Here is a 19,371-nt window from a genome sequence, read left to right as displayed (position 1 = left end):
GATGAACACCCAAGCATCCGTCCTGACCACGCCCGCACCTGGCCGGCGCCGCCTGTCGCCCCGGCGCTTGCTGGGCCTGGCCGCCTTCCTGGCCCTTGTCTTCGGAGCCGTGCCCGCCTTTATCGCCGCCACCGGGCGATGGGATTTCTATTACACGCTGACCTCGGTGGCGCTTTTGTCCATCGCGGCGGCGGGGGTCTGGCTGACCTTCTATATCGGCCGGATCAATATCGGGCAGGGGGCCTATGCCCTGGCGGGGGGCTATGTCTCGACCATCCTGATGACCCAGGGCGGTGTCAGCTTCTGGCTGACCCTGCCGCTGGCGGGTCTGTTCTGCGCCGGGATATCCGTGCTGATCGGCTGGCCGATCCTGCGGTTGCGCGGCGTGTATTTCGCCATGGTGACCCTTGTCCTGACCGAGGTCGCGCGCCTGACTGCCCTGGCGCTGCCCATCACCAACGGGGCCAAGGGCATCACCTCGATCCCGCTGCCGGGGGGCTTGTCGGTCATGGGCATCACCCTGATCCCCGATTTCGCGACGCTTCAGAACCCGCGCCAGGCCTTTTACTTCGTGGCCGTCGTGGTGATGGTGCTGGTCTATCTGGTGCTGTGGCGGATCGTGAATTCGCGCCTGGGCCACCTGTGCCGCAGCCTTCAGCAGAACGAGGAACTGTCGGCCTCGATTGGCGTCAACACCGCCTGGCTGCGGGTGCTGGCCTATGCGATTTCCAGTTTCTTCGGGGGCGTGGCGGGGGCGATGTTCGTGTCGATTTCCCAATCCATCTATCCATCGTCCTTCGTGGTCCAGGACAGCGTGAACTTCATGCTGTATTGCTTTGTCGGGGGCCTGGGCTATGTCCTGGGGCCGATGCTGGGCACGCTGCTTTTGTATTTCGGCTGGGATCTGCTGCAGGTCGCGGGCCAATACCAGTTGCTGATCTATTCCGGCACGATGATCGCGCTGATGCTGGTGCTGCCCAACGGCGTTCTGAGCCTGTTCGACAAGAAAGGGGCCGGCAGATGAGCGCGATCCTGCAGATCAGGAACCTGACCAAGAAATTCGGCGGGCTGACGGCCAACAACGACATCAGCTTCGACGTGACGCAGGGCGAGATCCTGTCGGTGATCGGCCCGAACGGCGCGGGAAAATCCACGCTGTTCAAGCAGATCGCGGGGTTCGAAAGACCCACGGCGGGCGAGGTGCGATACAAGGGCGCACGCATTTCCGGCCTGCCGCCGCACAAGGTGGCGCGGATGGGGGTGGTGCGGACCTTCCAGGAAACCACCATCTTCCGGTCGATGACTGTGCGCGAGAACGTCATCGTCGCCCATCACCTGCGGTCGCGCGCCAGCCTGCTGGGCTATTTCCTGAACAGCGCCCAGGCTCGCGCGGACGAGGCGGACTTCGCCGCGTCCGCCGACGACATCATTACCTTCCTGGGCCTGACGGATATACGGGACGAACTGGCCGCGACCCTGCCGCAGGGCCATCTGCGCGCGCTTGGCATGGCCATCGGGCTTGCGACGCAGCCGCAGGTGATCCTGCTGGATGAACCCTTCGCGGGCATGAACCATGACGAAACCATGCGCATGGTGGCCCTGGTGCGGCGGCTGCGCGACGAACGCGGCGTCACCGTGCTGCTGGTGGAACACGATATGCCTGCGGTGATGAAAATCTCCGACCGGATCGTCTGCATCAACTTCGGCCAGAAGATCGCTGAAGGCAGCCCGGCCGACATCCAGGCCAACCCCCGCGTGATCGAGGCCTATCTGGGTTCGGAAGACGCGGCAATCGGGATATAGGCGCATGACACGGATGCTGGGTTTCGACAATGTCGAGCTTTACTACGACCACGTTTATGCGCTGAAGGGCGTGTCGCTGGAACTGCACGAGGGCGAGACAGTGGCCCTGATCGGGGCGAACGGCGCGGGCAAGTCGTCGATCCTGCGCGCGATCACTGGGCTGCGGCGCATCAAGTCGGGCCAGATCACCTATCTGGGGGAAAGGCTGGACGGCACGTCCGCTGCCGATATCGTGCGCCGGGGCATCGTCATGGTCCCCGAAGGACGGCGTGTCTTTCCCTTGATGAGCGTCAAGGACAACCTGCTGATGGGCGCCTTCACCCGCAGCGACAAGGCCGATATCGCCCGCACCTTGGACAGCATCCTGGCCCGCTTTCCGCGCCTGCGGGAACGGTTCGGCCAGCAGGCCAGCACCCTGTCGGGGGGCGAACAGCAGATGATGGTGATCGGCCGTGCGCTGATGGCCAAGCCGCGCCTGCTGCTGCTGGACGAACCCAGCCTGGGGATCGCGCCAAAGCTGGTCCAGGACATCGCGCGGGCCATCGTGGCCATCAGCCGCGACGAAGGCGTGTCGGTGCTGCTGGTCGAACAGAACAGCCGCATGGCGCTGTCGATTTCCAACCGGGCCTATGCGCTGTCCACGGGGCAGGTGGTGCTGTCGGGGGAATCCCGGGCGCTTTTGGCCGATCCGCGCGTCAAGGCCGCCTATCTGGGCGCAGAGGTATAGATGACAATGCGCATCCTGGTCCTGAACCCGAATACCACCGCCTCGATGACAACCAAGATCGCAGCCGCCGCCCGGCGCGCCGCGGCGCCGGGGACCGAGATCCTGGGGGCGAACCCGACCCGCGGCCCCGCCTCGATCGAGGGTTACTATGACGAGGCGATGAGCCTTGCGGGCCTGCTGGGGGTGATCCGCGACACGCCCGACGTGGACGGGGTGGTGATCGCCTGTTTCGACGACACCGGCCTGGACGCGGCGCGGTGCCTGACCGACAAGCCGGTCGTGGGCATCGGCGAGGCCGCCTATCACATGGCCTCGATGATCGCGAACCGGTTCTCGGTCGTGACCACGCTGGCCCGGTCCGTCCCGGCCCTGGAACACAACCTGCACCGTTACGGCCTGTGGGCGCGCTGCGGCCGCGTCCGGTCGTCCGAGGTGGCTGTGCTGGAACTGGAGGAACCGGGCAGCGACGCCAGCACCCGGATCAGCGGGGAAATCGCCCGCGCCATCGCCGAGGACCGGGCCGAGGCCATCGTCCTGGGCTGCGCGGGCATGACCGACCTGGCCGGGCGGCTGTCCGACGAACATGGGCTTCCTGTCCTGGACGGTGTCAGTTGCGCGGTCGCATTGTGCGAAGCCCTTGTGCGGCTGGGGCTGCGCACGTCTCGCCTGGGGGGCTATGCCCCGGTGCCCCCGCACAAGCTGGAAATGCCCTAACGGACGGGCGCCGCCGGTTCCCCCGCAAGGAACCGGCAAGCGGTCAGTCCAGGCCCGCGCAGGGTTAAGGCTTGGTTCTGCCTGATCCAGACGGTCTGGCGGCGCGGCGGGATCGCGCGCCTCCCCTGCGGGACGGAAAGGCGCGGCCGGGAACGATTTGCAATCGACCGTTCGGGGGTTCTCGGCATAACAATGGGCAAAGGCCCCCGCTTGCCGGACTTGCAGGCCGCAGAGGATCCCTCTGCGACAGGCGATGCCGCCGCAAGCGATACGGCCAGGCGTGCCAGCATCCCGACAACCGGAGGGTCGTCCATCTGCAATCTGTATTCCAACCGCCTCAGCCAGCATGACATGCGGCAGGTCTTTGACGTGGTTGCCGGCCGCGACCACCTGGGAAACGCGACCGACTGGCCCGCGATCTGGCCCAAATACGAGGCGCCCATCGTCCGGCTGTCCCCTGACGGCCCGCGCGAGCTGGTCCGGGCACATTGGGGATTCCTGACGCCCGCGCTGTCGAAAAAGACCGGCAAGCCGATCGCGCCCGTGGCCTGGAACAACGCCCGCGACGACAAGATGACGGGCGCCTTGTGGAAGGACAGCTTTCTGCATCGCCGCTGCCTGATCCCGGCCACCAGCTTTCGCGAGGCCAAGGGCCGCAACCCGGCGACCGATGTGTGGTTCGCGCTGACCGGCGACGATGACCGCCCGCCCTTTGCCTTTGCGGGCCTATGGCGTGCGGGCCAGCCAGGGGTCGCGGGCGAGGCGGGTGACTGGCTGACCCATACCATGATCACCACAACCGCCAACGACCTGGTCCGCCCGGTTCATCCGACCCGGATGCCGGTGATCCTGGATCCTGCCGATCATGACCAATGGCTGTGCGGCAGCCCTTCGGATGCGCGGGCCTTGCTGCGTCCCTATCCGGCCGACAGGATGCGCATCGTGCGCGAGGGGGTGGGGCTCCTGGCCGACGGGGCGGGGTGATCGGGCGGTTTCCCCTTTACGGAACCCGTTTGACCCGGACGTGATTTCCCTTGCACGCGTTCCGCCGGGAAGGCGTCGTATCAAGGGAAGTCGGGTCATGATCGAATTGCAGCCGGGGCGGAATTGTTGGCGGGTGGAAACGGCGGACCGGTTGTCCGTGATCATCGACGGCCAGGCCTATTTCCGCGCCCTGCGCGAGGCGCTGCTGAAGGCGCAGCGAATGGTCATGATGATCGGCTGGGATTTCGATTTCGAGATCGAGATGCTGCCCGGCGAAAGCGACGGGGACGGCCTGGCCCCCGACGGGTTTCCGAACCGGATCGGCCTGTTCCTGGACGCCATCGTGGACCGGTGCCCCGGCCTGAACATCTATCTGCTGAAATGGAGCGGGGGCGCCCTGATCGCGCCGGGCGGAATCCTGCCCGCGCTTCAGGTCAAGCTGATGTCGCCCGACCAGATCCACCTGGCCTTTGACGGCCGCCACCCGCTTGGCGCCTGCCATCACCAGAAGATCGTGGTCATCGACGACAGCCTGGCCTTTTGCGGCGGCATCGACATGACGGATGGCCGCTGGGACGACCGCGATCATCTGGACGACAATCCTCTGCGCTGCCTGAAGAACGGCGATGATGCGCAGCCCTGGCACGATGCCTCGACCGTGTTTTCGGGACCGGCGGCGGCGGCGCTGTCGGAACTGGCCCGCGCCCGCTGGGAACGCGCCCATGACGCCGCCGTCGAGGAGGATTTTTCCCCAGGCGCCGACTTGTGGCCGGACAGCATCGACACGGTTTTTCGCGACATCCCCCTGGCCATCGCCCGCACCGCCCCGCCCGAGGCCGACAAGCCCGGCATCCACGAGATCGAGGATCTGTATCTGGACGCCATCAAGGGCGCGAAACACTGCATCTATATTGAATCCCAGTATTTCTGCGCCGGCAGCGTCACCCGCGCCATCGCCCGGCGCCTGACGCGGCCTGATTGCCCGGAAATCGTGGTGATCAATCCCCATGCCGCCCAGGGCGCCCTGGAAGACCAGGCGATGCACGTCACCCGCAGCCGCATGATCCGGCAGTTGCAGGCCCGCGATCCCCATCGCCGGTTCCGCATTCTGTATCCCGTCACCGAAAGCGGCCAGCCGATCTATGTCCATGCCAAGATCATGATCGTGGACGACGTGCTGCTGCGCATCGGATCCAGCAATATCGACCGCCGGTCCATGGGCTTTGACACCGAATGCGACGTGGCCATCACCGCAACCGACGACGGGACGCGCCGCCTGATCGGCCATATCCGCACCACCCTGCTGGCGGAACATCTGGGCCTGTCCCAGGACTGCGTGGTCCAGGAAATCGAACGGCAAGGGGGATTGCTGGGCGCGCTCGATACGCTGTGCCGCCCGCAGGGACGCAGCCTGCGCCCCCTGCGCCCGCGCCGCGAAACCTGGCTGGGCGGCATCCTGGCCGATACGCGGTTCTTTGATCCCCGCTATCGCCGCAGCGCCCGGGCGCGGGTGGGCGTCACCGCGCGCCATATGCTGATCGGCGGGGCGGTGCTGGCGGGCGGGGTGATGCTGTGGCGGCAAAGGCGGCGATAGGCCCGGGGGGCGCAAAGGGTTGACGGGTCGCACACCATGCGGTTGACTTCACAAGGTGCAACCAGTGTGCTGTTTGATCTAACGCAAAGACGGGTCAGACCCTGCAACCTATTGGAAGCCTATGAAACGCGCCCAATATATTGTCCCTTTGCGGCTTTGCCTGGCGATCCTGCCTGCGCTGCTGCTGCTGCTGGGTCCATGGGCGCAAGGCGTTTCGACGTCAGCCGAGGCGATGACGATCGTCATTTGCAGCGACGGCGCAATGAAGACCGTCCAGGCCGTTTCTGAAGACACCGGCAACGGCCCTCAGGATTGCAGCCACTGCCCGGCCTGCATCCTGCCGGTGCCTTCGGATCCGGCGCAAGCCGCCCATGTGACACGGCCGACCGACTGGCTGCCTGCCGTCCATCGGCCCGAGGTTGCGGCCCTGGTCCTGTCCCGCAGGGCGGCCGGTCCCCTGTCGCGCGGCCCCCCAGTCCTGACCCCTTGGTTCCGCGCATGAATATCCTACGCCTGTCCCTGCACCGCCTGCTGTTGTCGGCCATTCTGGCCCTGGTCTGCCTGGCAATGCTGGCGCCCCTGCCTGCGGCCGCCCAGACCGTCCTGGCCGATCTTCTTCCCGATCAGATCGCATCCGACCTGGTTCCCGGCGCCGAAAGCTTTGGCCCGATCCGCGACGACGTGGCCGCGGCCCCCGTCCTGAAAGGGGGCGAGACAATCGCCTGGGCCTTTGTCACATCCGATTTCGTGGGCACCACCGGCTATTCCGGCAAGCCCATTCATACGCTGATCGCCGTTGATCCCGATGCGAAGATCGCGGGCGTCCGGCTGGTCAAGCATTCCGAACCCATCGTCCTGATCGGCATCCCCGAGGCCAAGGTCCGCACCCTTGTCGAGGGCTACAGGGGCCTGGACCTGGTGGCCGAGGCACGCTCGGGCGGGACTTCGCATGACGTGGACATCATCTCCGGCGCGACGGTGACGGTCATGGTGATCGACGATTCCGTCATCCGGTCGGGGCTGAAGGTCGCCCGTGCCCTGGGCCTGGGCGGCCTGGCGCCCGAGGCTGCGGCAACCGGGCCGCGATACGAGATCGACTCTGCCGCCACGGCGCCTGCCGACTGGTCCACCATGGAGGGCGACGGCACGCTGCGCCGCCTGATGCTGGACGTGGGCCAGGTCAATGCGGGGTTCGCGGCCAATCCCGACCCGCGCGCCGCCGCGCGCGCCCTGACCGAGCCGCCGGAAACCACATTTATCGAGATGCAGGTGGCGCTTGTATCCGTCCCCGCCATCGGCCGCGCGCTGCTGGGCGAGGCGGCGGATGCGAACCTGCGCGGCTGGCTGGCCGACGGGGATCACGCCATCGCGGTCTTTGGACGCGGCCTCTACAGCTTCAAGGGGTCGGGCTATGTACGGGGCGGGATCTTCGACCGGATCGTGCTGATCCAGGACGACGTGTCCGTCCGGTTCCGCGACCGCGATCACCGCCGCATCAACGGGATCGCCGCCGAGGGCGCGCCCGATTTCACGGAAACGGATCTGTTCCGCATCCCGGCGGGCACGGGCTTCGACCCGGCCAAGCCGTTTCGCATCCAGCTGCTGGTGCAGCGAGAGGTCGGGCCGATCGAAAAGGTTTTCCAGACCTTCGACCTGGCCTATCAGCTGCCCCCCCAGTACCTGCGCCTCGTGACACCCCCTGCGCCCGAAACGGCGCCAGCCGCCGCTGCGCCCATCGTGCAAGAGGAAACCCAGGCCCAGGCCGAATTGTGGAAACGCATCTGGCAGGATTCCCGGGGAAAGATCGCCGTGCTGGCGGTCATGCTGGCGGTGCTGACGGGCGTGTTCTTCTTTCAGCATTTCGCGGTCAGGAACGAACGGCGCTTCTATGCCTTCCGCATGATCTATCTGGCGGTCACGCTGGTCGTGCTGGGCTGGATGTTCAACGCGCAACTGTCGGTGGTCAACATCATGGCCCTGACGGGGTCGCTGATGACGGGTTTCAGCTGGCAGGCTTTCCTGCTGGATCCGCTGACCTTCATCCTGTGGTTCGCGGTGGCTGCCGCCCTGCTGTTCTGGGGGCGCGGCGCCTATTGCGGCTGGCTGTGCCCGTTCGGCGCGTTGCAGGAACTGACCAACCAGGTCGCGCGCAAGCTGCGCATCCCGCAATGGACCTTGCCCTGGGGCCTGCACGAACGGCTGTGGCCGTTGAAATACATGATCTTCCTGGGCCTGTTCGGCGTGTCCCTGGCCAGCGTCGAGCAGGCTGAAAAGCTGGCCGAGGTCGAGCCGTTCAAGACCGCGATCATCCTGAACTTCGTGCGCGCCTGGCCCTTTGTCGCCTATGCGGTGGCGCTGTTGGTCGCGGGGCTGTTCGTCGAACGGTTTTATTGCCGGTATCTGTGCCCGCTGGGCGCGGCGCTTGCGATCCCGGCGCGGCTGCGGATGTTCGACTGGCTGAAACGCTATCACGAATGCGGAAATCCCTGCCAGATCTGCGCCCATGAATGCCCCGTGCAGGCGATCCATCCGACCGGAGAGATCAATCCGAACGAATGCGTCAACTGCCTGCATTGCCAGGTGCTTTACCAATCGCCGACCGTTTGTCCCGTTGTCATCAAGAAGGTGAAGCGGCGCGACAAGCTGGCGGCAAGCGCGGTCCCGAACCTGGGCAAGCCCCCTTCGGGCCATCCCAACGCGGCCCGCGTCACCGAACCCTCACTCTGAACGTAACAGGAGACGACCATGGAGATGAACGACAGACGGGGCCTCAGCCGGCGGATGCTGCTGGGCGCGACGGCGGGGGGCGCGGCGGCCGCGACCGCCTTCGGCGGGCGGCTGGCGCTTGGCCTGGGGGGCGCGGCGGGCGTCACCGCCGCGACCACGGGGGCTGCCCGCGCGGCCGAAGGCAATGGCGCGGTCGCGCCGGGCCAGTTGGACAGCTATTACGGCTTCTGGTCGTCCGGCCAGACGGGCGAGGCGCGCATCCTGGGCGTGCCGTCCATGCGCGAACTGATGCGGATCCCGGTCTTCAACCGCTGCTCGGCCACGGGCTGGGGGCAGACCAACGAATCGATCCGCATCCATCAGCGGACGATGTCGGACAAGACCAAGAACCTGCTGGCAGCCAACGGCAAGAAAATCCACGACAACGGCGATTTGCACCACCTGCACATGTCCTTCACCGAGGGCAAGTATGACGGCCGTTACCTGTTCACGCAGGACAAGGCCAACAGCCGCGTGGCCCGTATCCGCTGCGACGTGATGAAATGCGATTCCATCCTGGAAATCCCCAACGCCAAGGCCATGCACGGGTTCCGGCCGCAGAAATTCCCGCGCACCAACTATCTGTTCGCCAATGGCGAGGAAGAAGCGCCGCTGGTCAACGACGGCACCACGATGGACGATCCGTCCACCTATGTGAACATCTTCACGGCGGTCAACGCCGACGAGATGCAGGTCGCGTGGCAGGTCATCGTGTCGGGCAACCTGGACAACGTCGATGCGGATTATGAAGGCAAGTGGGCCTTCTCGACCTCGTACAACTCGGAAATGGGGATGACCCTGGCCGAGATGACCGAGGCCGAGATGGACCACGTCGTCGTCTTCAACATCGCCGAGATCGAGAAGGCCGTCGAGGCGGGCGATTACCAGGAACTGAACGGCGTCAAGGTGCTGGACGGGCGGAAAGAGGCCAACAGCCAGCTGACCCGCTATATCCCGATCGCCAACAACCCTCACGGCTGCAACATGGCGCCCGACAAGAAGCACCTGTGCATCGCGGGCAAGCTGTCGCCGACCGTGACCGTGCTGGACGTGACCAAGTTCGACGCCCTGTTCACGGAAAACGCCGATCCGCGCAGCACCGTGGTGGCCGAGCCGGAACTGGGTCTCGGGCCTCTCCACACGGCATTCGACGGGCGGGGCAATGCCTATACCTCGCTGTTCCTGGACAGCCAGGTCGTCAAGTGGAACATCGAGGACGCCATCCGCGCCCATAATGGCGAACAGGTCGATCCGATCAAGGACAAGATCGACGTGCAGTATCAGCCCGGCCACCTCAAGACCGTGATGGGCGAGACGCTGGACGCCACCAACGACTGGCTGGTGGTGCTGTGCAAGTTCTCGAAGGACCGCTTCCTGAACGTGGGGCCGCTGAAGCCTGAAAACGACCAGCTGATCGACATCTCGGGCGACAAGATGGTTCTTGTCCATGACGGCCCGAACTTTGCGGAACCCCATGACGCGATCGCGGTCCATCCGTCGATCATGTCGGGCATCAAGTCGGTCTGGGACCGCCAGGATCCCATGTGGGCCGAAACCCGCAAGCAGGCCGAGGCGGACGGCGTCAACATCGACGACTGGGCCGACACGGTGATCCGCGACGGCAACAAGGTCCGCGTCTATATGACCAGCGTGGCGCCGAACTTCAGCCTGGAAACCTTCACGGTCCAGCAAGGCGACGAGGTCACGGTCATCATCACCAACATGGACGAGATCGACGACCTGACCCATGGCTTTACCATGGGCAACTATGGCGTCGCGATGGAAATCGGGCCGCAGCAGACGTCGTCGGTGACCTTCGTGGCCAGCGAGCCGGGCGTCTACTGGTATTACTGCCAGTGGTTCTGCCATGCCCTGCACATGGAGATGCGCGGCCGGATGTTCGTCGAACCGAAGGCTGCCTGACCATGCGCCTGCTTGCCCTGATCCTTGCTCTGCTCGCTGCCCTGCCGTCCTTCGCGGCAGAGCATCAGGTTGCGCCGGGTCCGGGCAGGCTGGCCCAGGCCATCGCCGGGGCCGCCCCCGGCGATGTGCTGATCTTGCGTGACGGGGCCTATCCTGGTCCCGTCGCCATCGACCGCCCCCTGACGATCACCGGCCCCGAAGGCGCCGTGGTGGATGGGCAGGGCCAAGGCACCGTGATCACCATCGGCGTCCCCGACGTGGCGCTGCGCGGTTTCACCGTCACCGGATCGGGCACGAAGAACGAGGATCTGGACGCGGGCGTGAAGATCGGGAAAGGCGCCGACCGTGCGCAGATCGACGGCCTGATCCTGACCGACAACCTGCACGGCATCGACGTGCATGGCGGGCGCGATGCCAAGGTCACGAACAACCGCATCACCGGGCGCCAGAACCGACAGATGAACGAGCGCGGCAACGGCATCTATGTCTGGAACAGCCCCGGCACGCTGCTGGACGGCAACGTGATCCGCTATGGCCGCGACGGCATCTTTTCCAACGCAAGCGCCGACAGCATCTATCGCAACAACATCCTGCGCGACCTGCGCTTCGCCGTGCATTTCATGTACACCCGCAACACCGAGGTGTCGGGCAACACCAGCATCGGCAACCACCTGGGCTTTGCCATCATGTTTTCGGACCGGGCTAAGATCCTGAACAACCTCAGCCTGGGGGACCGCGAACACGGGCTGATGCTGAACTATGCCAACAATGCCGATGTGTCCGGCAACCTGATCCGGGGCGGCACCAAGAAATGCCTGTTCATCTATAACGCCCACAAGAACCTGATCTGGGACAACCGCTTCGAAGGTTGCGGCATCGGCATCCACTTTACCGCCGGGTCGGAAAAGAACGTCCTGACCGGCAATGCCTTCATCGCCAACCGCGAGCAGGTGAAATACGTGGGCACCCGTTTCATGGAATGGAGCCACGAGGGGCGCGGCAACTTCTGGTCCGACCACCCGGCCTATGACCTGAACGGCGACGGGGTGGCAGACGGCACGTACCGCCCCAACGACCTGATCGACCATATCCTGTGGTCGCAGCCCGCCGCTGCCCTGCTGACCGGATCGCCCGCCGTGCAGCTTGTCCGCTGGAGCCAGTCGAGCTTTCCCGCCACCCTTCCCGGCGGCGTCACCGACAGCCATCCGCTGATGCGCCCGCTGACCATCCCCGTTCCGCCCCGGATCGAAACCCATGAGGCCGAGGTGGCAGGACGCTGGGCCAAAGGAAATTACGATGACATCGACCCTGACGATATCGCATCTCACTAAACGCTTTGCCGGGGTCGAGGCATTGCGCGACGTGTCCCTGACGGTGGAACCCGGACAACGGGTGGCCCTGCTGGGCCATAACGGCGCGGGCAAATCGACGATGATGAAGATCATCCTGGGCCTGATCCCCTTCGACGAAGGCGCGGTCACGGTCTGCGGTGCGGCCCCCGGTTCCGCTGCGGCCCGCGCGCAGGTGGCCTATCTGCCCGAAAACGCGGCCTTCCATCCGGCCCTGACGGGCGGGGAGCAGATCCGCCATTACCTGTCCCTGCGCGGCGAACGCCCGGCGCAGGCCCTGGACCTGCTGGCCCGCGTGGGTCTGGCCGATGCCGCGAAACGGCGCATCGGCACCTATTCCAAGGGGATGCGGCAGCGCGTGGGACTGGCGCAGGCGCTGATCGGCAAGCCGCGCCTGCTGGTCCTGGACGAGCCGACATCGGGCCTGGACCCCGTGTCGCGGCGCGATTTCTATGCCCTGCTGGACGATCTGGCGGCGGGCGGCACCGCGATCCTGCTGTCGTCCCATGCCTTGACCGAGGTCGAGGCGCGCACCGACCGCATCCTGATCCTGTCCAAGGGGCGGCTGATGGCCGAAGGCTCGCTGCCCGACCTGCGCCGCAAGGCCGCCTTGCCGGTGGCGATCAGCGTGGCCCCTGTGGCGGGACAAAAGGCGGCGCTGTCCGCCGCCTTGCCGATGGCGCGGGCCAATGGCGACGGGCGGCTGCACCTGGACATCGCCCAGGGTGACAAGCTGGCCATCCTGGCGCGCATCACCGGGCTGCCGCAGGTCGAGGATCTGGAGGTGATCCCGCCCAGTCTGGAAGACATCTATTCCCATTTCAGCCAAAGGGACGGGCAATGAACCGCATCCTGTCCACCGCCGGTGTCGAGTTCCGCATCGCGTTGCGCAACCGCTGGGTCGCCATCGCCGTCGCCTTGATGGTGGTCTTTGCGCTTGTCCTGGCTGCCGCAGGCGCCGCGCCCACGGGCGACATCGGCGCCGACCGGCTGTCGGTGATCGTGGCCTCCCTCACCTCGCTGGCCGTTTATCTGGTCCCTCTGATCGCCCTGCTGATGAGCTTTGACGCCATCGCCGGAGAGGTCGAGCGCGGCACCCTGTCCTTGTTGCTGACCTATCCCGTTTCACGGGCGGAAATCCTGGCGGGCAAGCTGCTGGCGCATCTGGCGGTCCTGACGCTGGCGGTCCTGGCGGGCTATGGCGCGGCGGCGCTTGCGGCGTTCTGGATGGATCCGGCATCTGCCACTGGGCTGCCCGCGCTGCTGCGGCTGGTTGCCAGTTCCGTCCTTCTGGGCGCGACCTTCCTGGGCGCGGGCTACGGGCTGTCGGCGCTTGCGCGCAGGCCGTCGGGTGCGGCGGGGCTGGCGGTCGGGCTGTGGCTGGGGGCGGTCGTCCTTTACGATCTGGTGCTGCTGGCGCTGATCGTGTCGGACGGCGGCGGCGCGCTGACGACGCAGGCGCTGCCCTTTGCGCTGCTGGCGAACCCCGCCGATGCCTTCCGCCTGTTCAACCTGGCCGCAGCCGAAGCCAGTGCCGCGGCGGGCGGGATGGGCGGTGCGGCGGCGGCCATTCCCCTGTGGCAGTCGGCGCTGTCCATCGCGCTTTGGCCGCTGCTGGCGCTGATGCTGGCCATCGCCGCCTTTCGAAAGGTTTCGCCATGAAACGCGCCCTGATCCTGGCCCTGTGCCTTGGCCTTGCTGCCTGCAAGCAGGAGGTCGCGCAGGACACGACCCCCGTCGAGCTGACGGCCGAGACGCTGGGCCATTTCTGCCAGATGAACCTGTTGGAACATCCCGGTCCCAAGGCGCAGGTCCATCTGGAGGGGATGCCCGGCACGCCCCTGTTCTTCAGCCAGGTCCGCGACGCCATCGCCTATGCCCGCCTGCCCGAACAAAGCCACCCGATCCTGGCCATGCAGGTCAATGACATGGGCGCATCGGGCGCCACATGGGAGGTTCCGGGCAAGGGCAACTGGATCGACGCCGCCGATGCCTTCTTCGTGCTGGGATCGGCGCGCGAAGGCGGCATGGGCGCGCCCGAGGCGGTGCCCTTTGCCACCCAGGACGCAGCCGATGCCTTTGCCGTGCAGGAAGGCGGCACAGTGATGCGCCTGTCCGATATTCCCGACGACCTGGTCCTGACGCCCGAGGAGACCGGTCCCACCGATACAGCCGACGACGCCGATTTCGAGAACCGCCTGCGCGCCCTGTCGCGTCCGGCCGAGGGATAAGCCATGACCCTGACCCGCCGCCGTTTCCTGACCATTTCCGCCGTCGCCGCCAGCTTGCCCGGCGCGCTTGCCGCCGCGCCCCGGTATTGGTCGGGCCAGGCACTTGGCGCCCGCACCTCGATCCGGCTGGACCATCCGGATGCGCCCGCCATCACCGCCCGCTGCCTGGCCGAGATCGACCGGCTGGAAAACATCCTGTCGCTTTACCGCGCCGACAGCGCCTTGTCGCGGCTGAACCGCACGGGGCGGCTTGACGCCCCGCCGTTCGAGTTGCTGGAATGCCTGTCCCTGGCAGGAACCGTGCATCGCGCCAGCGGCGGCGCCTTTGACGTGACCCTGCAACCGCTGTGGGCTGCCTGGGCCAGGGCGGCCGTCCAGGACCGCCGCCCCACGCAGGCCGAACGCGACGCCGCCTTGGTCCCCGGGGGTTGGGGCGATGTGACGCTTTCGCCCCAGGCCATCATCCTGCGACCCGGCATGGCGCTGACGCTGAACGGCATCGGACAGGGCTTTGTCGCGGACCGCGTGGCCACGCTGCTGGAAACCCAAGGGATGACCGACATCCTCATCGACACGGGCGAGATGCGCGCCCTGGGCGACCGCGCGTGGCCGGTGCGCATCGCCGATGGGGCCAGCGTTCCTTTGGCGGCACGCGCCCTGGCAACCTCGGCCCCGCGCGGGACGTGCTTTGACGTGGGCGGGCAGGACGGGCATATCCTGGATCCCCGGACCGGAAAGCCTGCGTCCTCGGCCTGGGCGCAGGTCACGGTATCCGCCCCAAGCGCGGCCCTGTCCGATGCCCTGTCCACCGCCGCCTGCCTGACGCGGAACCGGGGCGAACTGGATGCCCTGATGACCGCCTTTCCCGCAGCGCGGCTGGAGGACGCGCGCGTCTGACGCGTCAGATCCGCGACAGCACCCGGCTGGCCCCGTCCGCCATCTGCTGCCAGCCGGGCAGCAGCAGCCCTGCGGCCAGGGCGATGTCCGCCATGGCCTGCCTTTGGCCGGGATCTGCAATCACCTGCCGCAGCGCCGCGGCAAAGGCCTCCGCATCGCCGGGGGGGACCAGCAGGCCCGCCCCTTGCGGCACCGTGTCGGGCACCGCGCCCGCGCTGCAACTGACAATGGGCAACCCGCGCACCAGAGCCTCGTCGAAGACGATGCCGTGGCCTTCGTAATGGGTTGCCAGCGCAAAGATCGCGGCGCGGGCGTAAAGCTCCTCAAGCTCATCCGCCGAAACGCGCCCCGCAAGCCTGATCCGGGCGGCAAGCGGGCTTGCGCCACGCTGGCGTTCCAGGGCCGCGGCATGATCCCGGTCCCAGGGATTGCCGACGATCACCGCCTGCCAGTCCAGATCCGACAGCAAGGACAGCGCGTCGAGGAGGATGTCGTGACACTTGCGGGGATGCAGGATGCCGACCGACAGGATCAGGGGCGGTGTGGCAGGCGCGGGGGGCAGGCGGGGCCGGTCCACCCCGGGGCGCAGCACCGTGATGGCATCGGGCGGCACATCATAGCGGTCGGCCAGGATGCGGCGGGTGTGGGGGCTGGGAACCACGACATGGAGCGCCAGCCGCAGGTTGTCCCGTTCGGTGCGGAACAGGTGGTCGCGCCGGTCGGGCGTCAGCCCGGTTTCCAGGGCCAGCGGGTGATGGATCATCGCTACCACCGGGGCGCGCACCTGCCCCAACCCGCCTGTGTCGATGGACCCGAAGACCAGCCCGTCCAGGATCAGCGGCCGGTCTGGCGGAACCTGGGCCAGGGCCGCCACGGCCGTTGCCATGTCGGCGGCCGAGGGGTCGGGAAAGCTGGCGGGCAGTTCCAGATGGTGCACGTCGTGGCCCGCCGCGCGCAACCCTTGCAGCAGCCGGCGTTCATAGATGTAACCGCCCGTCAGCGTGGCGATGTCTCCGGGGATCGCAAAGGCCAGGGGGCGCATCACGGGCGGGCCTGTTCGGGGGCAAAGACCGCCAGAACCCGGCGCTCGGCCATGGACACCCCGCCGTAGAGCACCCCCGAGATCAGCGTCACCGCCGCCACCGTCAGCCACAGCATGGCATAGTCGGAAACCGAGGCTGACAGCGCCATCAGGTTGCCAAGGCCCCGGCCCGTCGCCAGCCACTCGACCACCGTGGCGGCCAGGATCGCGGCAGGCACGCTCATCCTGGCTGATGCGAACAGGGCGGGCAGCATCGCGGGGATGCGGACATCCAGCATCTGGCGCAGCGGTCCGCTCGCATAGCTGCGGAACAGATCCAGGATCGGGCCGGGCGCCTGACGCAGACCGTGCTGGCAGGCGACAAAGGTCGGAAAGAACACCATCAGCGCGACCAGGGATATCGTGCCCGCCGCCCCGCGCCCCAGCAGCAGCACGATCAGCGGCGCGGTGGTGACGATGGGGATCGACCGCAGCGCCACGGCAATGGGCGTCATCAGCGCCGACAAGGCAGGCCGCAGCGCCAGCAGGATCGCAAGCCCCGCCCCCAGGGCCAGGCCCGCCCCATATCCCGGGATGGCAAGAACCAGGGTCTGCACGGTGGCCGCCCACAGCGTGGCGCGGGTTGCACCGGCATCGGGCGCCCATATCAGCGCCGCCGCGACATCCGGGGGGCGCTTGGCGAAAAAGCGGTTCAGGTCCAACCCTTCGGTCCCGACCCACCACAAGGCAAGGACCACGGCCACCAGCAGGGCGGCATCGGCCATCTTGCGGTGGGGCGATCCCCGGATCAGGCGGGGGGGTGCCAGGATGACGGGCGGCGGATCGGGCAGGATGCGCCGCCCCAGCCATCCGATCGCGGCATAAACGGCAATCGACAAACCCGCCGCCAGCGCCGCGACCGCCCACAAGGCGGGAATGTCCAGGTCGCGGGTAAAGCGGATCGTCAGCACGCCCAGGCCGCGTTCAGCCCCGGTGAATTCGCCCACCATCGCGCCCAGGATGGCGGCGGGGGCGGATATCTGAAGCCCGGCCAGCAGATAGGGCAGGGACGCGCGGGCGCGGATATGAACCAGTTCCGCCCAGCGGCCCCGGCCATGGATCTGGACCAGGTCGAACCAGGCGCGCGGCGCCGCCCGCAGCCCCGCCAGCAGCGGGATCAGCGTCGTATAATAGACGGCCAGTGCCGCCAGCACGATCTGCGGTCCCTGGCCCGGCCCCATCAGCACCCGCAGGATCGGGCCGGTGGCGACCAGGGGCAGGCAAAAGACCACAAGTGCCAGCCCGCCCACCAGGTTCAGCAGGCGCGGCCAGATCACCGCGACGCCCGCAAGCCCGATCGCGGCCGCGTTGCCCAGGGCGCATCCCCAGGCGGCATTGGCCAGCGTCACCCCCATGGCGCGGCCTGCCAGGCCGGGATTGGACCACAGCCATTGCGCGACGCCAACAGGCCCGGTCAGCAACAGGCCGCCACTGGCAAGGGCAAGCCCCTGCCACAGCACCAGAAAGGCGACCGGCCCCGCCCAGGCGGCAGGACGCGTCATTGCGCGGCCATGGATCGGACCTGTTCGCCCCCTTGCACCAGCGATGCCATGGCCTTGCCGACAAGCCGCCTGAAGGCCGGGGCTTCCGCCAGGCCGGGCAGGCGCGGGCGGGGCAGGGCCACCTCGATATCGGCCAGGACACGCGCCGGGCGTGGCGACAGGACGATGATGCGGTCGGCCAGCATCACGGCCTCGTCCACCGAATGGGTCACAAGGATCGTTGTCGTGCCCCGGTCCTGCCAAAGGGGCGGCAGGTCAAGGGCCAGTTGCCGCCGCGTCAGGGCATCGAGCGCGCCAAAGGGTTCGTCCAGCAGCAGCACCCGGGGATGGGTAATCAGGGCGCGGGCAATGGCCGCGCGTTGCCGCATCCCGCCCGACAGCGCCGCAGGCCGGGCGTTCTGGAACCCGCCAAGCCCCACCAGGTCGATCATCTGGTCCACCGCCTGCGGATCGGGCGCCTGCCGCGCCAGCTTGCGCCCCAGGGCGATGTTGCGCCGCAGGGTCAGCCAGGGCAGCAGGCAGGGATCCTGGAAGGCGATGGACATCGCGCCCTGCCGGCACAGCGCGGCGGGGGTGTCGCCCGCGATGCGGATCTGTCCTGCGGTCGGATCCTCCAACCCCGCGATCATGCGCAGCAGGGTGGATTTGCCGCAGCCCGAGGGGCCAAGCAGCGCCGTGGTCCGGCCTGCGGCGAAGGTCAGGTCGATCCCGTCCACCGCCAGGATGCCGCCCGCGAACAGCTTGGACAGGCCGGTGCAGACGATGTCGTCGGATGGGCTTTGGTCAGCGGGCATGGATGTCTTCAAGGATCGAACGGTCCCACAGGTCGGGTGTCACCGTCCGGCCCATCAGTGACAGGGTGCGGATCGTCGCCTCGACGGACTCATCGCTCCACCAGCCAAAGCCGTTGGCGTCGGTCAGGGCAGAAAACATCAAGGGCACCTGGCGGCGGGCCTGTAGCCTTTGCGTTTCCAGATCCATCCCGGCATCGGGGAACATCCGCACCGTCAGTTCCGCCGCCGCGTCGGTGTCGGCGCGATAGGCGTCCCAGCCCCGAACCTCTCCTGCCAGCAAGGCAACCAGATCGGCGCGGCGGTTGGCGATGCTGTCGTCGGTGGCGATATAGGTCTGGGAATGCAGGACATAACCGTGATCGGCCAGCAGCATGGTTTCGGCCCGCACGCCCTGCATTTCCATCGCGACAGGCAGGTCGGTTTCCCAGCACAAAAGGCAATCGACCTCGCCCGCCAACAAGGGTTGGGCGGAATACTGGGTGGGGACGACCCGGATTTCGGCGATGTCGATGTTGTTTAGCGTGCAAAGCGCCTGCAGGACGGGGGTGTTCGCCGTTGCCATGCCGATCCGCTTGGCCGGAAGGTCGGCGGGCGTGTGGACCGGGTTGCCGGGCAGGGACGCGATGACAAAGGGGTTCTTCTGCATCGCCACGCCGATGATCCTGAAGGGCGCGCCCTGGGCCACGGCGGCGGCCGTGTAATCGGCGGCCGAAATGCCGATCAGGGCCGTCCCCGCCACCACCGGCGGCTCGACGGGCGCGTTCGGACCCCCTTGCAGCAGGGTGACATCCAGCCCCGCATCCGTCCACCAGCCGTTCTGCCGGGCGATATAGCTGCCCGCGAACTGCACCGAATGCAGCCAGGACAGTTGCAATCCCACGGGCGTGCGCGCGGATGCGGGCCGCGCCAGCCCCATGCCGCCCAAGGCCAGCCCGGCCGCCCCCGCCTGGATCATGCCGCGCCGTGTGAAGGGAAAGGGGGACATCAGGAACCTCTGTGTGCAAAG

The 19,371-nt window shown here is 67.2% G+C and carries 18 protein-coding genes; 14 read left to right on the top strand and 4 right to left on the bottom strand.

The window, feature by feature from the left end:
* Position 1: 1 nt before the first annotated feature.
* The 14 genes from Q5701_RS05440 to Q5701_RS05375 all read left to right on the top strand — a co-directional run bounded on the left by Q5701_RS05440 (position 2) and on the right by Q5701_RS05375 (position 14,988).
* The gene (locus Q5701_RS05440) at positions 2–1,024 is read left to right on the top strand and encodes a branched-chain amino acid ABC transporter permease (RefSeq protein ID WP_306754195.1); all 1,023 of its coding nucleotides are present in this window, start codon (positions 2–4) and stop codon (positions 1,022–1,024) included.
* Positions 1,021–1,803 (top strand): ABC transporter ATP-binding protein, encoded by a 783-nt coding sequence (locus tag Q5701_RS05435; protein WP_306754194.1) that lies wholly within the window; start codon positions 1,021–1,023, stop codon positions 1,801–1,803. Before Q5701_RS05440 ends, Q5701_RS05435 begins: the two co-directional genes overlap by 4 nt.
* 4 nt (positions 1,804–1,807) lie before the next feature.
* Positions 1,808–2,530, top strand: coding sequence for an ABC transporter ATP-binding protein (locus tag Q5701_RS05430; RefSeq protein ID WP_306754193.1), 723 nt, complete (start codon positions 1,808–1,810; stop codon positions 2,528–2,530).
* Between the two features lie 6 nt (positions 2,531–2,536).
* The gene (locus Q5701_RS05425; RefSeq protein WP_373568647.1) at positions 2,537–3,244 is read left to right on the top strand and encodes an aspartate/glutamate racemase family protein; all 708 of its coding nucleotides are present in this window, start codon (positions 2,537–2,539) and stop codon (positions 3,242–3,244) included.
* Positions 3,245–3,436: 192 nt separating this feature from the next.
* Positions 3,437–4,228, top strand: a complete 792-nt coding sequence (locus tag Q5701_RS05420; RefSeq protein WP_306754191.1) for an SOS response-associated peptidase — start codon at positions 3,437–3,439, stop codon at positions 4,226–4,228.
* Between the two features lie 97 nt (positions 4,229–4,325).
* The gene (locus tag Q5701_RS05415) at positions 4,326–5,822 is read left to right on the top strand and encodes a phospholipase D-like domain-containing protein (protein WP_306754190.1); all 1,497 of its coding nucleotides are present in this window, start codon (positions 4,326–4,328) and stop codon (positions 5,820–5,822) included.
* 121 nt (positions 5,823–5,943) lie between these two features.
* Complete coding sequence (locus Q5701_RS05410) at positions 5,944–6,324, top strand: hypothetical protein (RefSeq protein ID WP_306754188.1); 381 nt, start codon at positions 5,944–5,946, stop codon at positions 6,322–6,324.
* On the top strand, positions 6,321–8,549 hold the full coding sequence (locus tag Q5701_RS05405) for a NosR/NirI family protein (protein ID WP_306754187.1): 2,229 nt from the start codon (positions 6,321–6,323) through the stop codon (positions 8,547–8,549). The genes Q5701_RS05410 and Q5701_RS05405 overlap by 4 nt, the downstream gene beginning before the upstream one ends.
* Before the next feature lie 18 nt (positions 8,550–8,567).
* The gene (gene nosZ, locus Q5701_RS05400) at positions 8,568–10,511 is read left to right on the top strand and encodes a TAT-dependent nitrous-oxide reductase (protein ID WP_306754186.1); all 1,944 of its coding nucleotides are present in this window, start codon (positions 8,568–8,570) and stop codon (positions 10,509–10,511) included.
* Positions 10,512–10,513: 2 nt separating this feature from the next.
* Positions 10,514–11,842 carry a nitrous oxide reductase family maturation protein NosD gene (locus Q5701_RS05395; protein WP_306754185.1) on the top strand — a complete coding sequence of 443 codons (1,329 nt, stop codon included), beginning with the start codon at positions 10,514–10,516 and terminating at the stop codon, positions 11,840–11,842.
* The gene (locus Q5701_RS05390) at positions 11,808–12,704 is read left to right on the top strand and encodes an ABC transporter ATP-binding protein (protein WP_306754183.1); all 897 of its coding nucleotides are present in this window, start codon (positions 11,808–11,810) and stop codon (positions 12,702–12,704) included. The genes Q5701_RS05395 and Q5701_RS05390 overlap by 35 nt, the downstream gene beginning before the upstream one ends.
* Positions 12,701–13,522 (top strand): ABC transporter permease, encoded by an 822-nt coding sequence (locus Q5701_RS05385; protein WP_306754182.1) that lies wholly within the window; start codon positions 12,701–12,703, stop codon positions 13,520–13,522. The genes Q5701_RS05390 and Q5701_RS05385 overlap by 4 nt, the downstream gene beginning before the upstream one ends.
* The gene (locus Q5701_RS05380) at positions 13,519–14,091 is read left to right on the top strand and encodes a nitrous oxide reductase accessory protein NosL (RefSeq protein WP_306754181.1); all 573 of its coding nucleotides are present in this window, start codon (positions 13,519–13,521) and stop codon (positions 14,089–14,091) included. The genes Q5701_RS05385 and Q5701_RS05380 overlap by 4 nt, the downstream gene beginning before the upstream one ends.
* Before the next feature lie 3 nt (positions 14,092–14,094).
* The gene (locus tag Q5701_RS05375) at positions 14,095–14,988 is read left to right on the top strand and encodes an FAD:protein FMN transferase (RefSeq protein WP_306754180.1); all 894 of its coding nucleotides are present in this window, start codon (positions 14,095–14,097) and stop codon (positions 14,986–14,988) included.
* Positions 14,989–14,992: 4 nt separating this feature from the next.
* Here the strand turns inward: Q5701_RS05375 and Q5701_RS05370 are convergent, their stop codons facing one another.
* From Q5701_RS05370 to Q5701_RS05355, 4 genes are read right to left on the bottom strand one after another with little or no spacing between them, the layout of a single operon-like run.
* A complete protein-coding gene (locus tag Q5701_RS05370) occupies positions 14,993–16,030 on the bottom strand; it encodes a glycosyltransferase family 4 protein (RefSeq protein ID WP_306755345.1) in 1,038 nt (345 codons plus the stop codon).
* The gene (locus Q5701_RS05365; RefSeq protein ID WP_306754179.1) at positions 16,030–17,571 is read right to left on the bottom strand and encodes an ABC transporter permease; all 1,542 of its coding nucleotides are present in this window, start codon (positions 17,569–17,571) and stop codon (positions 16,030–16,032) included. The genes Q5701_RS05370 and Q5701_RS05365 overlap by 1 nt, the downstream gene beginning before the upstream one ends.
* A complete protein-coding gene (locus tag Q5701_RS05360) occupies positions 17,568–18,365 on the bottom strand; it encodes an ABC transporter ATP-binding protein (protein WP_306754178.1) in 798 nt (265 codons plus the stop codon). Before Q5701_RS05360 ends, Q5701_RS05365 begins: the two co-directional genes overlap by 4 nt.
* Complete coding sequence (locus tag Q5701_RS05355; protein ID WP_373568617.1) at positions 18,355–19,350, bottom strand: ABC transporter substrate-binding protein; 996 nt, start codon at positions 19,348–19,350, stop codon at positions 18,355–18,357. The genes Q5701_RS05360 and Q5701_RS05355 overlap by 11 nt, the downstream gene beginning before the upstream one ends.
* Positions 19,351–19,371 lie beyond the last annotated feature (21 nt).

The organism is Paracoccus actinidiae, assembly GCF_030863885.1.
GTDB lineage: Bacteria > Pseudomonadota > Alphaproteobacteria > Rhodobacterales > Rhodobacteraceae > Paracoccus > Paracoccus everestensis.
The sequence above is the reverse complement of the archived record's forward strand: the minus strand, read 5'-3'. Positions and strand labels throughout refer to the sequence as shown.

Bases quoted from the DNA above. Each gene is read 5' to 3' on its own strand.
- Q5701_RS05395 (WP_306754185.1), top strand. From the start codon at position 10,514: ATGCGCCTGCTTGCCCTGATCCTTGCTCTGCTCGCTGCCCTGCCGTCC.
- Q5701_RS05375 (WP_306754180.1), top strand. From the start codon at position 14,095: ATGACCCTGACCCGCCGCCGTTTCCTGACCATTTCCGCCGTCGCCGCC.
- Q5701_RS05390 (WP_306754183.1), top strand. From the start codon at position 11,808: ATGACATCGACCCTGACGATATCGCATCTCACTAAACGCTTTGCCGGG.
- Q5701_RS05405 (WP_306754187.1), top strand. From the start codon at position 6,321: ATGAATATCCTACGCCTGTCCCTGCACCGCCTGCTGTTGTCGGCCATT.
- Q5701_RS05440 (WP_306754195.1), top strand. From the start codon at position 2: ATGAACACCCAAGCATCCGTCCTGACCACGCCCGCACCTGGCCGGCGC.
- Q5701_RS05425 (WP_373568647.1), top strand. From the start codon at position 2,537: ATGCGCATCCTGGTCCTGAACCCGAATACCACCGCCTCGATGACAACC.
- Q5701_RS05410 (WP_306754188.1), top strand. From the start codon at position 5,944: ATGAAACGCGCCCAATATATTGTCCCTTTGCGGCTTTGCCTGGCGATC.
- nosZ (WP_306754186.1), top strand. From the start codon at position 8,568: ATGGAGATGAACGACAGACGGGGCCTCAGCCGGCGGATGCTGCTGGGC.
- Q5701_RS05415 (WP_306754190.1), top strand. From the start codon at position 4,326: ATGATCGAATTGCAGCCGGGGCGGAATTGTTGGCGGGTGGAAACGGCG.
- Q5701_RS05435 (WP_306754194.1), top strand. From the start codon at position 1,021: ATGAGCGCGATCCTGCAGATCAGGAACCTGACCAAGAAATTCGGCGGG.
- Q5701_RS05370 (WP_306755345.1), bottom strand. From the start codon at position 16,030: ATGCGCCCCCTGGCCTTTGCGATCCCCGGAGACATCGCCACGCTGACG.
- Q5701_RS05430 (WP_306754193.1), top strand. From the start codon at position 1,808: ATGACACGGATGCTGGGTTTCGACAATGTCGAGCTTTACTACGACCAC.
- Q5701_RS05420 (WP_306754191.1), top strand. From the start codon at position 3,437: ATGGGCAAAGGCCCCCGCTTGCCGGACTTGCAGGCCGCAGAGGATCCC.
- Q5701_RS05385 (WP_306754182.1), top strand. From the start codon at position 12,701: ATGAACCGCATCCTGTCCACCGCCGGTGTCGAGTTCCGCATCGCGTTG.
- Q5701_RS05360 (WP_306754178.1), bottom strand. From the start codon at position 18,365: ATGCCCGCTGACCAAAGCCCATCCGACGACATCGTCTGCACCGGCCTG.
- Q5701_RS05355 (WP_373568617.1), bottom strand. From the start codon at position 19,350: ATGTCCCCCTTTCCCTTCACACGGCGCGGCATGATCCAGGCGGGGGCG.
- Q5701_RS05365 (WP_306754179.1), bottom strand. From the start codon at position 17,571: ATGACGCGTCCTGCCGCCTGGGCGGGGCCGGTCGCCTTTCTGGTGCTG.
- Q5701_RS05380 (WP_306754181.1), top strand. From the start codon at position 13,519: ATGAAACGCGCCCTGATCCTGGCCCTGTGCCTTGGCCTTGCTGCCTGC.